This window comes from Levilactobacillus cerevisiae (assembly GCF_003946245.1).
In the GTDB taxonomy this organism is placed as follows: Bacteria; Bacillota; Bacilli; order Lactobacillales; family Lactobacillaceae; genus Levilactobacillus; species Levilactobacillus cerevisiae.
The window spans coordinates 1-14,624 of the sequence record NZ_RHNN01000030.1 but is presented as its reverse complement, the minus strand read 5'-3'; the positions used below and the strand labels follow the sequence as shown (position 1 = coordinate 14,624).

Genomic DNA, 14,624 nt, shown 5'->3' with positions numbered 1-14,624 from the left:
CGCAACGAGTAACACTTAATACTAAAATCTAAAAAATTTGAAGGAGTTTGTTTACACTTATGAAGAAGACGTTTACTGATATTGTTTTAACTATTATGGCCACGGTCGCATTTGCTATTGCTGGGTTCGCTATCGTTCAACCCGCAACTGCTCACGCCGACGACACCATGTCTTACGACAAGATCTCCAAGGTTGCTAAAGCCCAATTAGGTAAGCCTTACGGTTGGGGCTCAACTGGTCCTTCCCGCTTTGACTGCTCTGGCTTTACCAGCTACGTCTACAAGAAGGCCGCTTCCAAGACCATCCCCCGGACTGCCCAAGCGCAATACAACAAGTACCAACACGTGACTTACAAGAACATCAAGAAGGGTGACTTGGTCTTCTTCGGTGGCTCAAAGCGTTCTATCTCTCACGTGGGTCTGTACGTTGGTAACGGTCGCATGATCGATTCCCAAAACCGCGGTGTGGTCACTGAAGCCGTTCACGCGCCATGGTGGCACGCTGTAGGTTACGCCCGTGTCGGTTCCGTCGAATAACAGGTAACATCAACAGTTCCAACCTTCATAAGTGAAATAAACTGTGTCCCCCGTCGTAACGTCACGACGGGGGATTTTTGGGTAAAGAGTGCGGAGCAGGGCGCACAGCTGGCGAGCATTAACGGCGCTAAGTGAAAGCCCCGGGCCTGGGGGCTTTGCTTAGCGTTGTTAAGCGGAACCAGTTGCCCTGCGTAGCACATTTCAGAGGCTGCCAGAATTGGGATTTTCGGGCGAGAGACAGTTTGACGACCTAAAACAAAGTGATTTGAAGCGTCAGTCCTAAACCAATTAGATGTTCTATCACTGTTTAAGCGCAGGGACCTGGCTCACGTAGCACGTTTCGGCGGCTGCCAGGATTGGGATTTTCGGGTGAGAGACAGGTTGGCGACCTAGGGCAAGCTAGGTTTTAGGGTTAGGGCTGACTCACACCCACACCAACCATCTGTTCCATTCAGTACATAAAAGGCACCCTCAATAAAATTCGGATGCCTAAACAGAAAAATTATGCACTTTTACCCGAGACTTTTTAAACACCCCCACACTTGTGGGGAATACAACTGTTAACGTTCGTGCTGCTACCGCTGGTCAGGATCACCCCCACACCTGTGGGGAATACGCAGAAGAAACGGTTGAAGCACTTGCATTAGAGGGATCACCCCCACACCTGTGGGGAATACAGTCTTTTAAAGACGCAAAGGCACTTGAAGATAGGATCACCCCCACACCTGTGGGGAATACATCTTTTGTTCAACCTCTCGTAGCGACAATTTGGGATCACCCCCACACCTGTGGGGAATACCCAGAACCAACCAATTCATCTAAGTCATCATTAGGATCACCCCCACACCTGTGGGGAATACACTAAGAAAACACCGTCACATCAAGCTTTGAAAATTCAAGAATCGCCGTTTTCAATTAACTTGCTTCTTAAGCATACATCAGTAAGCGGTCGATAACAACGCTTAGAAAAACAGCTGCAAAATAGTCAATAGTATTCAAGATCTAGTTCAAAGAAATAGAAATTTTCGAAAAGTACACATTTAAGTTATACTGTATTTGCTCCAATGAGAAGCCAATGCAAACCAATGCAAATCATAAAAAGGAGATGGCCAGCAATGTCAAAAATTCCTAAACCAAACAAATCTTTCGAGATTGGCACGGGTGAGTTAAATGTCGAATCAACTACCATATTGGATGATGAACTACTGTCAAAAAAATTCGTTGAAGCCATGGATTCGGCCTACGAGCAGTATAAAGACACCTTAGAATCACTCAAGGAAAGTGATGAGCAAAATGGTTCATCTCAATCTTAAAGAGTCACTGACAATCAATCCACTGAAAGGATTGAACTTGAATTTCATCCAATTCAAAAGGATGTTGATTCTCAACACAAAGTCGAGAATCAACATCCCTTTTTCTATAATTCTTTTAAAATTAACTCAGGGCTATCGCCGCAAAGCGACTTTAATCGGGCGCTTAAAAATCAACTGCGCAACTCCCAACCGATTGGCCAACCAAATATAAATCCCCAGTGTAATCAATCCCAGCACGCCAACATACCCCATCGCCAGCAGTTTACTGGTGAAAAACGCATGACCAAATGCCCACTGACAGCCATCGACGAGAATCGTGGCTACTACAGCGAAAATCAAATTCAACCGCGCAATCGGAATGATATCGCTCAGCTTGACCGCATAACTCCGCCGAATCAGTCGCCAGCTGACAACCGTGATCCAGCCAAAGGCAATCGCCGTCGTCAGCAACGCGCCATACCCTTGGAAGAGATAAACCATCGGCAGTTGCAGGGCCACCTTGATGCCCAGCCCCGTCAAGAGGTAGGTCGTCGCCTTTTTACTCATCCGCAACGCCTGTAAGACTGTTAGAAGGTCCAGTGCCAGGCCCAGAATCAGGCTCTGCCACACATTTGCGACCAAATACGTGGCCCCGGCGCCATCAAAGTTGAAGAAGATGCCGTAGGTCGGGTAGGCAAAGACGCTCACCAGAATGACTAGTGGCAGCAGCACGAACGTTAACAGTTGAAAATTATTCGTCAGTAGCGCGCCAATCTGGGGCCGATTTTCCTTGATGTTACCCAATTTTCCCGCCAACAGTGGCAGCGACGTCTCCGCCACGGCCATCGCCAGTGAGACAATCACCGTGGTAATCTTGTTTGGATTGGCCGAGAAGATGGTGAACACGTACTGGGTCATCGCGGCCGACTGGTGTAACAGGCCTTGCATGATCTGCTTGAAGAACAATTGATCCACCAATTGACTCAGTGTGATTCCCGAACCCACAATCACAAAGGGAATCGACTCGTAGCCAATCATTTTCAGCAACTGTCCAGCGGCGTGTTGCTTCCCCGCCTGGCTCTTGGCCGTCAACCGTCGATACGCGTTGCGCTGGCGCCACAGGTGACCCAGCAGGTACAGGTAGCTGGCAATCGCGCCAACAAAGGCCGCCGCCACACTAATGAATACCGCTTGGACGTAGCTCTGGTGCCAGACTTCAATCAGGACGTAGGTGCCGCCCAAAATCACAATAATCCGAATAAACTGTTCCCACAGCTGGGAAATTCCAAACGGCTTGAGGTCCCCGTTTCCCTGGAACCAGCCCCGTAAAATACTCATCGACGGCAGAATCACAATCGCCGGTACCAGGCACCGAATCGCAACCGTCGCATTGACCACCGAGCTCACGGGACTATTAGCCGCCAGCACGGGCGCTAACCCGTACAGCAAGGCCCCACAGATCACGCCGGAAACCACCATGAAGCCAAAGCCCGCAAACGCGATGTGCTTTGAGTTATTAAAGCTATCTTCACCATTGAAAAACGCCACGCGCCGGGCAATGGCAGACGGAAAGCCCGCCGTTCCCAGAGCGATGAACAACGCGTACGGCGTGTAAGCCGTGTTGAACAAGGCCTGCGCGACCGTTTGATGTTGTGGCGACCCAATCATCGCCAACCACGGAATCAGGTAAACAACCCCCAAGACCCGTGAAAAAATACTCCCAAATGAGAGCCAGAATGACCCTGATATAATTTTTTTATCCATATAAGTTGCACTCACCAATTCAGTTTTCGAGAAAAATTGCGTCACCTGCTAGGATACGCTTCTGAATCGCCTGTGTACATAACCAATGGGTAATCACCGGACATCTCCGTATCAAAAAGACTCACCCCTGTTAAGTGAGTGAGTCCATTATAAATATTTGTATTTTTATTTCTAGTCAGTCGTCAGGTTAACTACCGCTTACTTCTGCACCGACGGATGGGCCGTAAACCATTCCGTCATATCGTCCAAACGCTGGACCCGTAAGTTTGGCAGTCCCCCACGCGAAATGCCGTGGAAGCTTTGGGGGTAGCGAATCAGGTCGGCATCGACACCGTTGCGTTTGACCGCGGTGAAGAATTCCTCCGACTGACTGATGGGACAGCGCATGTCCCACTCCCCGTGTAGCAGGCGAATCGGCGTTGTCACGTTTTGCGCGTAGGCCAGCGGCGACTGTTTCCAATAGGATTCAACCCCGCCTTCCGCGAAGAGGTCCACGTCGAGTTCCTCGGGGTTAAAGTAAAAGCCAATGTCGCTGGTCCCAAAGAGACTGATCCAATTGGTGACGGAACGTTGCGAAACGGCGGCGGCAAAGCGCTTGGTGTGGCCGATTGCCCAGGTGGTCATGAACCCGCCGTAGGAGCCCCCAGCGATATACTGGCGGTCGGCGTCGAGCTGCGGAAATTTCTCTAACGCCACGTCGAGACCGGTCATCACGTCGTTGAAATCATCCTCGCCGTAGTGACCGTTCACGTTGCTCTCAAAGGCCTGACCGTAGCTAGTCGACCCCCGCGGATTAAAGAAGACCACGCCAAAGCCACGGCTCGCGTGCACCTGAAATTCATAGAAGAACGTGTCCCCATAGTTGGCGTGCGGCCCCCCGTGAACGTAGAGCAGTACGGGTTGCTTGGGCGCCTGCGTTTGCGCTGGTAAGTACCACCCTTCCAACGCCTGACCATCAGCGGACTGAAAGTCAAAGTGTTGGGGATGAGCAAACTCGTGGGTGTCTTCGTAAGCGGCGTTGGGATCGTATGCAACGGTTTCCTGCCCGGTGGCCACGTTCAAGGTCACCAGTTCACTCGGTTTGTCCTGATACGAAACGGCGAGGACCACAGTTTGCGCATCAACAACGGTGAAGTCGACAATCTGGCGTGCGGTGTCGTCCACCAATTTCACGCCGGTCGCATCCCCCACGTAGAGTTGGCTATGCGCATGGAAGCAAGCGGCAAACACAAACTGGTCGGCGTTCAGCCAGCGCACCAATTTGCCACCGGCCTGCTGAACGAAATCGCCGGCAAATTCTGGGGCGAGGTCCGCTTGTAAGTCGGCGGTTAAGTTCTGGAGTTCCCCGGTCGTCTGGTTGGCCAAATACAGGTTGGCCACCGTATGTAACCCGGACGTGCCGTCGTCCCCAATCAGGGCGACGTGCTGACCGTCCGGCGCGAAGGTGGCGTCTTCAAAATGGCCATTTGCCAGGCTCGCGGTCAGGTCCACCGTTTCGCCCGTCTGCGTATCCAAACTATAGGCGCCGTGGGCAAAGTTGCGCTCATCAGCGGGATCATCGTCCTGTAAAACGGTCACGTAGCGGCCATCGTCGCTCACGGAGGTCAGGCTGAAATCAAATCCCTGTTGCTGAATTTCTTCCACTAAGCCAGTCGCTGGCTGGAAGCGGCGCAAACGGTAGGTCACATCGAGCGGTAACCAGCCGTAGCCGTCCGCCTTGTTAACCAGTCGTTCCACGTGACGCGTTTGCGGAAAGGCTTGGGGACTCGGCAATTTCGGCTGTTCGGCCGTTTCTGTCGTTTTGAAATACACGCTGCTGCCATCGGCCGCGGCAATCACGGTATTGACGGCTTCTTGGGGCGTTGCGGTGGTGACCAATTGTGGCTCCCCACCAGCACTGGCCACTTGGAAGAGCTGTGCCTTGGCGTCCCCAACTGTGGCGACGTAGAACAGTTGCTTGCCCGCCACGGCTGGCTGAACGTTTAGCTTACCGTTCGTGGCCACGACCTGGGAATAACCCGCGGCGTCCACTTTTTTGAGTTGGGCGCGGTAGTCATTGGCTGCCTCGTCGATACCATTTTCCACAAAAAAGACTTGACCAGCTGCGGCTAACGGCTGAGTCACCGATTTTAATTTGAACAGATCCTGTGCACTGACACCTTTTGGCATACGCATCGCTCCTCATGATAAAGTTTCTCACTATTTTCTCATTTAATGATTGATTTTCATGTTAGCCCACTGCCCCGCCGATGTCAATCGTCAATCTTTCGGTTGCAGGTAAAAAATCAATGCGGCTTGGCCGCGCCTCCGGGAGGGTGGCAATGTGACCGGAACGCTGTGGGCGAACGTCTGGAGCCAAAAAGCGGTCTCCAGACTTACTTTGGGCCGCTAAGAATCGCGGCTCAAAGGTATCAATTGCCTAAGCGGCTCACGCCACTAAGGCAATTCCCACGGCTTGGCACATTGCCACCCTCCCTGCGGCTAACATTGATTTTACCTGCAACGGAGATTGTGCGACTCATCGTGTTTTATCCGCTTTTTCGTTAAGATTCGCGGCTCAAACACATCAATTTTCTAGGCGACCACCCCCCCAGGGTAATCCCCACGGCTGAACCCACTCTCGCCGTCCTATCGGCTTAGACTGATTTTACCTTCCCTGGTAGTGATCCTACCTGTTGTTCTCCTTTTAAAATTGATTTTACCTGTAGTCGTGTACGAACGCCTGAAAACTAAAATAGGTGACCCAATCAATGCTTGCTAAGTTGACCGCCTTCATCTTATCCTCCCATTTACATACGCCACCCTAACAATCCCCAGACCAACAACACCTTCCTCACCACATGTTGGCGTAAAACTGCTACACTGAAACTAATGACGGGTGTTTCGCATTTGGCCGGCAAACTGCAGTCTGACAGTTTAGTGTTCCAGCAGCTTGCCGCCAGTGCGTCACCTAAATCTACTACTTGAGGAGCGTGTTCTTTATGAAAATTGCAATTGCTGGCGCCGGTGCCATGGGGAGTCGGTTTGGCGTTAAACTTCAGGAAGCTGGAAACCAGGTCACGCTGATCGACAACTGGGCCGACCACGTTGCCGCGATTAACCGCGATGGGCTGATCGTCACAACCGACGATGGCCAGGATCACGTTTATCCCATGACCGCCAAGGCGCCCCAGGACGTGACCGAGCAATTTGACCTGGTTATTCTCTTCACGAAAGCCATGCAGATGGATCACATGTTGACGGCCCTCAGCGATGTCTTGGCCAATCAACCAGCCGTCTTGACGCTGGCCAACGGAATCGGCAACGTCGAAACGATTGAGCGGCACGTGCCTAAGAAGCAAATCGTTGTGGGCACTACCATCTGGTCTTCGGGCATGACTGGCCCCGGCCACATCAAGGTGACGGGGACCGGTAGTATTTCTCTCCAAGCCGTGGTACCGGCCGAATTTCCCGACCTCCCCGGCTTACTGACCACGCTCAACGGTGCCGGTCTCAACGCCAGTCCGGCCGCTAACGTGATGGCCGCCATTTGGAAGAAGGCTGGCCTGAACAGCGTGCTCAACACTTACTGCACCCTGTTTGACTGCAACATCGGCGAGTTTGGCGCCCTGCCTAACTGGCGCACGCTGAACGATGCCGTGCTCAACGAGTTCCAGGCCGTCGCGGATGCCGCCGAAGTTGACTTCAACGCGCAAGACGTCACGGCGCTGATTGCCGCCCAATTTTCACCCGAGACCAATGGCGGTCACTACCCCTCCATGCACCAGGACATGGCCAACCAGCGGCCCACCGAAATTGATTTTCTCAACGGCTACGTTGCCGCTTTGGGGGCGAAATTAAACGTGCCGGCCCCAACCAACGCCCTGTTGGCCCAGGAAATTCACGCCCAAGAAACCCTCAAAGGAATCTAACGTAAAAAACGGTCGACCACGCTCTGTGGTTTTGCCCCCACATGTAGAAATAGGTGAAATTTACCCCCCATATCTAGTTGTTTTTTTCTTGAATTCATCGTAAGATAGTTGTACGGGCATTTTTGAATGAGCTGCTAATCAACCCATTCAACCGCCCAAAACACCTAGGAGGGTAAGAGACGATGGACGTTATCAGAAGATCACAGGCGACGATGGACCCAACCGGTCTTACCGTGGAAACCCCTAACGGAAGGCACGCTCCGTTTAATTCGCGGAAGATTCACGCGACCCTCGCTAGCCTCACCAACGACCCCACCGTTGTTCACCGCGTGGAGAGCCTAATTGTCGCCCAGCTCGCTGGTTTCGACGTCGTGGCGACCGGTACAATCACCGCAACCATTGCGGAAACCTTGGAACAACTGGGATACACGCAGATGGCACAGAGCTACTTAAAAGCGAGTCACTAATTTCAAACGCAAAAAAGCTGACTAAGAAATCAGGATGATTTCCGAGTCAGCTTTTCTTTTGCTTGCCCTGCCGGTGCGGTAACCAGGAACGGTCGCCCACGCAGCGTGGTTTATAATTTTATTAATAAAAAACCGACCAGCACTCCCCCGAGAACTGATCGATCCATTCTATGAGCTTAATTGTGATTCCAAGTGGTGGAGTTCCGCCGTCCGCACATCGCGAGGCAAGAACCGCCGAATCTCTTCTTCGTTGTAACCCACTTCAAGTCGCTTGTCATCGAAAATGATGGGCCGCTTGATCAAGTCTGGGTATTCCACAACGAGGTCGACTAACTGGCTGACAGACAGACTGTCCAAATCAACGTGCAGTTCCTTGAACACGTTAGACCGCGTGGAGATAATATCTTCACTGCCGTTTTCAGTTAAACGGAGAATCTGCTTAACTTCTGCCGCGTTCAATGGCTTGGACTTGATATTCCGTTCTGCGAACGCAATGTCGTGGTCCTTGAGCCAAGCGCGTGCTTTCCGGCTGGATGCGCTACTTGGTGCAATGTACAAATTAATCATATTCAGCACTTCCTTATCGTTGGATTGAGTAACGATAACAGACAACATAACAAAGCTTACTTAAACAATTCAGCGAATCATCTAGTAGAACCAACTTATATGTTACCACAATTGAATGAATAATCAACCTTTTTTGGAAACTTTCTAAATTAGGGGCAACATTTTTTAGTGGGTTGGTTGTGTCTCCCAACCATTTTGAACTGACCCCACTCGCTTGTGAGAAAAGACATTAATTCCCGGAACGTCGGCAACCAATAGGGGCACAAAGTTCGTCTACTCAATCAATTATCTTCTGATAGGTTCCGGACTTTTACAAACTAACCCCCCTGGCGTCTCTTTTTTTATTAATTGTATTTATATCCAAAACATCAGCATGATTATTCATAATACACAATTTAATCGCTCTCAAGCGCCCATCCACCGCCAAGTGAATGGTTAAACATGAGTTTGACTAAACTCCCAGAGAATTGATCCCCCTTTTCTCAGCCGATTGGCGTAAAATAAGAGCCAACGTTCAATCTCAATTGGGAGGGATTTTTTTGGAAGTCTTCTACGCCGTCCTGCTCTTGGTTATCGCAACCATTGTGGCGAATACAATTTACCCGTTATTTCCCGCCATTCCGCAGGCCTTTTACCAAATCTTTGCGGGGGCCCTGCTCTCGCTGGTACCCCTATACCACCATTTCATCCTCGAGCCTGAGGTCTTCATGCTCCTGATCATTGCGCCGCTCATGTTCTACGACGGCCGCAACGCCAACGCCCGGGAGCTCCGGCATAACGTGGGGTCCGTGCTGTCCATGGCGGTCGCGCTGGCCATTCTCACGGTCGTGCTCATGGGCTACCTCAGTCACGCCATTCTGGGCACCCTGCCGCTAGCCTTGGCCTTCGCACTCGCAGCGATTGTGACCCCTACTGATGCCGTCGCGGTCAGCTCCATCACCACCAACATGGCGGTGCCGGAGCGGGTCATGGGCATGCTGGAACGCGAGTCGCTCTTCAACGACGCTTCCGGTTTGGTTGCCTTCAGTTTGGCTCTGACCGCCTTCACCACCGGCAAATTTTCCGTTGGTGGTGGGATCAAACATTTTCTCATCGTCTTCTTTGGCGGGCTGCTGATTGGTCTCGTTTTAGGGGTCGTCGCCGTCTGGGCGCGGGTCTTCCTGGTTCGTACCGGGAAGGATTCCTCCAGCGTGATTGTCCCTTACGACATTTTAGTGCCCTTCATGATTTATTTAGCCGCTGAACACGTTGGCCTCTCAGGTATCTTGGCCGTCGTGGCTGCTGGGTTGATGTACAGTGTCTCCAACAACCAACTGCGACTGTCCAGCACCCAGCTCCAACTGGTATCGCGGACGACCTGGCGGATCCTGACCAGCATCCTCAATGGCTTCGTTTTCGTCCTGCTGGGCGTCTCCCTGCCCACTGTCTGGGTAAATATTCAACAGGATAGCTCAAAGTCCATTCCGACCTACATTTTCCTGGCCGTCGTCCTCTACCTAGTCATGCTAACCCTCCGGTATCTCTGGATTCGTTTCGACTGGGCGTTGATTCGGTCGAAAAAATCAGAACGGCCGCACCACGCCATCGTCGGTGCCCTCTCCGGCGTCCACGGAACCATCACCTTGGCCATGGCCTTCTCACTACCTTTGACGCTAAATGGCCAGGCTTTCCCCTTCCGGAACTCGATGATTTTCATCGCGGCGGTCGTGATTGTACTGAGCCTACTAGTCCCAACACTGGTCTTACCTTTGTTGCTTCCAAATAAAAAATTGCCGGTCGACCCCGCCGAAGCCTTGCGCGAACGTAAAGCCTTGGTAGCCTACGCCACCGAACGCTTGAGCCAGGAAAACCCGGACGATCCGAGCGCCACGCAGGCCGTGATTGAGGTCCTCAACAGTCAAGCCACCGACGCCCGTCCCGACAAACAGAAAATGAGTGAGCTTCTCAACCACGCCACCCAGATCGAGGTCAAAACGGTCCAAGACATGGCCGACGCGGGCACCATTTCCCAAGGATTTGCCAGTCGCTACGTCCGGGTCTTACTGATTAAATCCCAAATGAGCCACAACAATCCCTTTGTGAATTTCTCGTTATGGTTCCGCTTCGTAAGCCACCGGATTTCCCACACGGTTAACCGCCGGCGCCACCGAGAACAACGAATTGCCCTGCAACAAAAGCGCCTCCAGCAACAGCCGCGGACGCCCGAACAGGAACGCTGGCTCGCCCAACAACGCGTCCAACAAGAACGCCGAACGCCCCGGGAACGGCCACGGCGTGACGCTGAAGAGGATGCAAAACGCCGGGAAGCCTTTCTCCAAATTGAGCAGGACGTGTACAACAACGTCGTCGCTTACCTGACCGACATTTCCAGCGTGGATAACCAAGCGGAAGTCAATGCCGTGCGGAACTACTACAACGCCCGTCACCGGCGCTACGTGTCCAAGGAAATTACCGATCAGCAGAACGAGCTGTTCATTCAGGCCTTCCAATATGAATACACCTATATTCGCCAGAAGCGGAGCCTGAAGGAACTGTCACCCGCGCTGGCCGATGAGCTGTATCAGCAGATTTCGACGGACCAGATGCTCTACATGCAAGAGCTCGCAACAACCGACTAGCCTTAGCATTGCCGGTCCAGCTAACGGAGAATCAATCCACGAAATTAGTGGTTAATTACCACCTGCGGCTGCCAGAGATTCCGTCTGCTGTGGGGAGCGCCTGCGGCCTGAGGGGCGGTCCTCCGGCTAAGATTGTTCTTCAATCCGACATTGGTGTGACCATCGCTGGACTGGCAACGTTTGTCTGCGCTGATTGGCCACAGTCGATGTCAGTGTGAGTGAGTCAACTTTGCCCATATTCTAGCGTGCTGCCGCAACTACCAAGCGAATTCTGTCTGCAGGCTATCCTCTATGAAAATTGGATGGCTGGTTTTCATAAAGTATTCGCTTTGAAAAATTTTCTTCATTTGTGATTTATTCCGTTTGCGTCCGCGCCACTGGACCGCTTTTCCCCGTCACACCGGGGATGGCTTGTTCGTTAGTTCCCGCTATTCGCAGCGTTTTCACGGGCCATGATTCACCAGGATGGGTTGTTTGTAATATTTCCGTCACATTTTCTTCACAAATTGTTGGTATAGTAATTGCATAACTTACGACTAACCAAACGAATAAGTTACCAATTTTACTCCTCCAAGTAAAAATAACGGGCGGCACTGCTACTGCAACCAGCCCACTCCAAACGTAAGATACGTTTTTCTCTAAGCGACGACGCAGACGATTAAGGTCTGGCCGCCGTTTTTTGTTACCTGGAAACTGAACAGTAATGGTCAGAGGTCGTTGTGGACTAAGACGTTAGCGCCACTACGTCATCTCAGTTCAACGACCATATCTGCCTGTAGTTAGCGTCTACAGTCTAACTTCATCAAAGTTTTGTGGGGGGGCGGCTCTAAACCAATCTCAGCCGCAGGGATAATCCAAATGAGCCCAGCTTGGACAGTGTCAGTGACCAGAGGCGGGTCAAAATGCTCAGCTGTGTCGATGGTCTTAACTGAGCGGTTTTCTCAGTTTAGAGCATGGGACGATCTTTGAGACCGCCCTATGGCTCAAAGTCGAGGTGGAAGCCCGCTTCTAAGGCTGGAACCGACCCCACAGCAGAGCGTTTTGAACCCGCCGCCGGGAACGAACAGTGCGACCGGTTTTCTCAGTTTAGAGCATGGGACGACCTTTGAGACCGCCTTGTGGCTCAAAGTCGAGGTGGAAGCCGCTTCTAAGGCTGGAACCGACCCCACAGCAGAGCGTTTTGAACCCGCCGCCGGGAACGAACAGTACCCACAACATTTCAGCTCATTTTGACTCGCTGATAAGCCCTAATTTCACCCCCTACAATCGTTTTGGTGAAGAAAAATTAGAAAATTTCACGATTTTTGCCAGGTAAAATTTACACGCAACGCAAACTAGCTTATAATTTCTTTAACACGTTAAAGATTTCGGCGTCTTTTCGCGAACGGTCTGCCAGCAACTGGTCTACGTGACCCGTGGCCAGCCAGACTTCCTATTGGAGGGTGACATTAATGAAGCTGACAATTTTATCGACAAGTGATACCCACGGGTACGTCTTCCCCACGAACTACGTGAAAAAGGGAAGCCACCAGGGATTTGGCCTGGCCCGCGCGGCCACGGTCATCGCCCGCGAGCAAGCCGCTGCCAAGGAACAGGGCCCCGTGGTCACCATTGAAAACGGCGATTTCCTCGAAGGCTCGCCGTTGGCCTACTACGTTGCGCGGGTCCAGCCCGACCGCAACCCCGCACCACTGCTCAACATTTATAATCAAATTAATTACGACTGTGGTATTCTGGGCAACCATGAATTTAATTATGGCCAGGAATACCTACAGGACGCCATTCGTGACGCCAAGCGGACAATTTTGTGCGCCAATATTTTAGATGCCAACGGGGATCCGGAATACGGCCAGCCTTACAAAATTATCGCAAAAGATGGCATCAAGATTGGCGTCTTGGGTCTGACCACTCAGGCCGTCTACAAATGGGAAAAGGCCACCAACATCAGTGGTCTTCAGTTCGAGTCGGCCTTTATCGCCGCCAAGAAATACGTCCCGATCATCCGCGAGCAGGCTGACGTGGTCGTTGTGTGCTATCACGGCGGCTTTGAGCGCGATTTAACCACCGGCCAGCCTAACGACATCCACGTCGGCGAAAACGAAGCCTACCACATTTTAGAGGCCATTCCGGGTATCGACGCTTTGGTCACCGGCCACCAACATCGTCAACTGGCAACTGACGTCTTTGACATTCCCACGACCCAACCCGGGTTCCGCGGACAGGCTGTCGGTAAGATTACGTTGGACCTTGACCACGATGCCAATGGCAAAGTGACCGTGACTCACCACGAATCAGAGCTGGTTTCCGCTGCGGACGCGCCTTTGGATGCCAAGGTAATCACCGCCGCAACCGGCCTGAACAACGCGGTCGGCCACTGGCTAGATCAGCCGCTCGGCCATATTCAAGGCGACATGACCTTTGATGATCCCTTTGACGCCCGTATTCATGAAACACCTTATATTGAGTTCATCCAGAAAGTTCAAATGGCCACGATGGGAGCCGACATTTCCGCAACGGCCCTCTTTAACAACGAGGCGCGCGGCTTTGAAAATCCCATCACCATGCGTAATATCATGACGAACTACGTGTACCCCAACGGCCTCTCCCTGTTGAAAATTACCGGGGCAGACTTGCGGGCCGCTTTGGAGGTCAGTGCGCGCTACTTTAGCGTGAAGGATGGCGAGATCATTGTGAATCCGGCCTTCATCCACCCCAAGCACCGCCAGTATAATTACGATATGTACGAGGGCATTAATTACACATTAAACATCGCTAATCCCGTTGGTCAACGCGTGGAAAAGCTGATTTATCACGGTGAACCGGTCACCCCAGACCAGCAACTACAAATTGCGCTGAACCAGTATCGCGCTGTTGGTGGTGGGCACTACGACATGTTTGGTGCGGACAAGATTGTGGCTGAAAGCCAGGGTGCGATGAGCGAAATCATTGCGGATTATCTGCAGGAACACCCCGTCATTGACGCAACGGCAAATGCCAACTTCACCATCATCAACGAACCGCGGTAGGTCTATTTCCGCTTCGCTGGGTAGGTACGCCACCCTGTGGGGGGACACCCGGAGCCAAAGAGCGGTCTCCGGGTTCGACTTGAAGCCTCATAAAACGAGTCTTCAAGCTCGCCCAGTGGTGTAAGGCCGAGAAAAAACGCTCGTCCTAACGCCATCGACACAGGGTTCTGTACCTACCCAGCTTCAGCTCAGACTTACCGCTGATCCGCCACCTCTTCATTTTTCTTAGCTCATGTACGGTAACGATTTTTCCCGTCCTCACGGCTTACACAGATCTATCGCTGAAATGGTGGTACATTTTAAGTGGTCGCTGTGTATGATCTGCCATACACAATTGATCCAGGCAATATGCCAAAATAAAAAAATGGTTCTAAAATATCTGTTGTTGGTAATCAAATGAATTTGATTACTGGCAACGGATATTTTTGTATAATCAAAGAATG

Annotated in this window: 9 protein-coding genes and 1 CRISPR repeat array; of the genes, 6 read left to right on the top strand and 3 right to left on the bottom strand. The window is 51.8% G+C overall.

From position 1 onward, the window contains the following. Positions 1–59 precede the first annotated feature (59 nt). Together EKM99_RS12760 and EKM99_RS12755 are read left to right on the top strand one after the other, a co-directional pair. Positions 60–536: a C40 family peptidase gene (locus tag EKM99_RS12760; protein WP_125583797.1), complete on the top strand. Its 477-nt coding sequence runs from the start codon at positions 60–62 to the stop codon at positions 534–536. 527 nt (positions 537–1,063) lie between these two features. Beyond that, positions 1,064–1,396: direct repeats of the CRISPR family, unit length 28 nt; unit sequence GGATCACCCCCACACCTGTGGGGAATAC. A gap of 255 nt (positions 1,397–1,651) precedes the next feature. Continuing rightward, on the top strand, positions 1,652–1,849 hold the full coding sequence (locus tag EKM99_RS12755; protein ID WP_125583796.1) for a hypothetical protein: 198 nt from the start codon (positions 1,652–1,654) through the stop codon (positions 1,847–1,849). A 132-nt stretch (positions 1,850–1,981) separates the two neighbouring features. On the opposite strand, the gene EKM99_RS12750 is transcribed toward EKM99_RS12755, so the two are convergent. Together EKM99_RS12750 and EKM99_RS12745 are read right to left on the bottom strand one after the other, a co-directional pair. Continuing rightward, the gene (locus EKM99_RS12750) at positions 1,982–3,592 is read right to left on the bottom strand and encodes a polysaccharide biosynthesis C-terminal domain-containing protein (protein WP_125583795.1); all 1,611 of its coding nucleotides are present in this window, start codon (positions 3,590–3,592) and stop codon (positions 1,982–1,984) included. Between the two features lie 198 nt (positions 3,593–3,790). Further along, entirely contained in the window at positions 3,791–5,761 is a 1,971-nt protein-coding gene (locus tag EKM99_RS12745) for a S9 family peptidase (RefSeq protein ID WP_125583794.1), read from the bottom strand. Positions 5,762–6,573: 812 nt separating this feature from the next. Between EKM99_RS12745 and EKM99_RS12740 the strand changes: the two genes are divergently transcribed. Beyond that, the gene (locus tag EKM99_RS12740) at positions 6,574–7,503 is read left to right on the top strand and encodes a ketopantoate reductase family protein (protein ID WP_125583793.1); all 930 of its coding nucleotides are present in this window, start codon (positions 6,574–6,576) and stop codon (positions 7,501–7,503) included. A gap of 182 nt (positions 7,504–7,685) precedes the next feature. Beyond that, positions 7,686–7,970, top strand: a complete 285-nt coding sequence (locus EKM99_RS12735; RefSeq protein ID WP_125583792.1) for a hypothetical protein — start codon at positions 7,686–7,688, stop codon at positions 7,968–7,970. A 168-nt stretch (positions 7,971–8,138) separates the two neighbouring features. Here EKM99_RS12735 and spx read toward each other — a convergent pair whose 3' ends face one another. After that, positions 8,139–8,537, bottom strand: coding sequence for a transcriptional regulator Spx (gene spx / locus EKM99_RS12730; RefSeq protein ID WP_125583791.1), 399 nt, complete (start codon positions 8,535–8,537; stop codon positions 8,139–8,141). 539 nt (positions 8,538–9,076) lie between these two features. Between spx and EKM99_RS12725 the strand changes: the two genes are divergently transcribed. Beyond that, entirely contained in the window at positions 9,077–11,155 is a 2,079-nt protein-coding gene (locus EKM99_RS12725) for a cation:proton antiporter (RefSeq protein ID WP_125583790.1), read from the top strand. Between the two features lie 1,451 nt (positions 11,156–12,606). Continuing rightward, a complete protein-coding gene (locus EKM99_RS12715; protein ID WP_125583788.1) occupies positions 12,607–14,181 on the top strand; it encodes a bifunctional metallophosphatase/5'-nucleotidase in 1,575 nt (524 codons plus the stop codon). Positions 14,182–14,624: the final 443 nt, after the last annotated feature.

Coding starts and splice junctions, on each gene's coding strand:
- EKM99_RS12740 (WP_125583793.1), top strand. CDS start 6,574: ATGAAAATTGCAATTGCTGGCGCCGGTGCCATGGGGAGTCGGTTTGGC.
- EKM99_RS12760 (WP_125583797.1), top strand. CDS start 60: ATGAAGAAGACGTTTACTGATATTGTTTTAACTATTATGGCCACGGTC.
- EKM99_RS12715 (WP_125583788.1), top strand. CDS start 12,607: ATGAAGCTGACAATTTTATCGACAAGTGATACCCACGGGTACGTCTTC.
- EKM99_RS12750 (WP_125583795.1), bottom strand. CDS start 3,592: ATGGATAAAAAAATTATATCAGGGTCATTCTGGCTCTCATTTGGGAGT.
- EKM99_RS12755 (WP_125583796.1), top strand. CDS start 1,652: ATGTCAAAAATTCCTAAACCAAACAAATCTTTCGAGATTGGCACGGGT.
- EKM99_RS12735 (WP_125583792.1), top strand. CDS start 7,686: ATGGACGTTATCAGAAGATCACAGGCGACGATGGACCCAACCGGTCTT.
- spx (WP_125583791.1), bottom strand. CDS start 8,537: ATGATTAATTTGTACATTGCACCAAGTAGCGCATCCAGCCGGAAAGCA.
- EKM99_RS12745 (WP_125583794.1), bottom strand. CDS start 5,761: ATGCCAAAAGGTGTCAGTGCACAGGATCTGTTCAAATTAAAATCGGTG.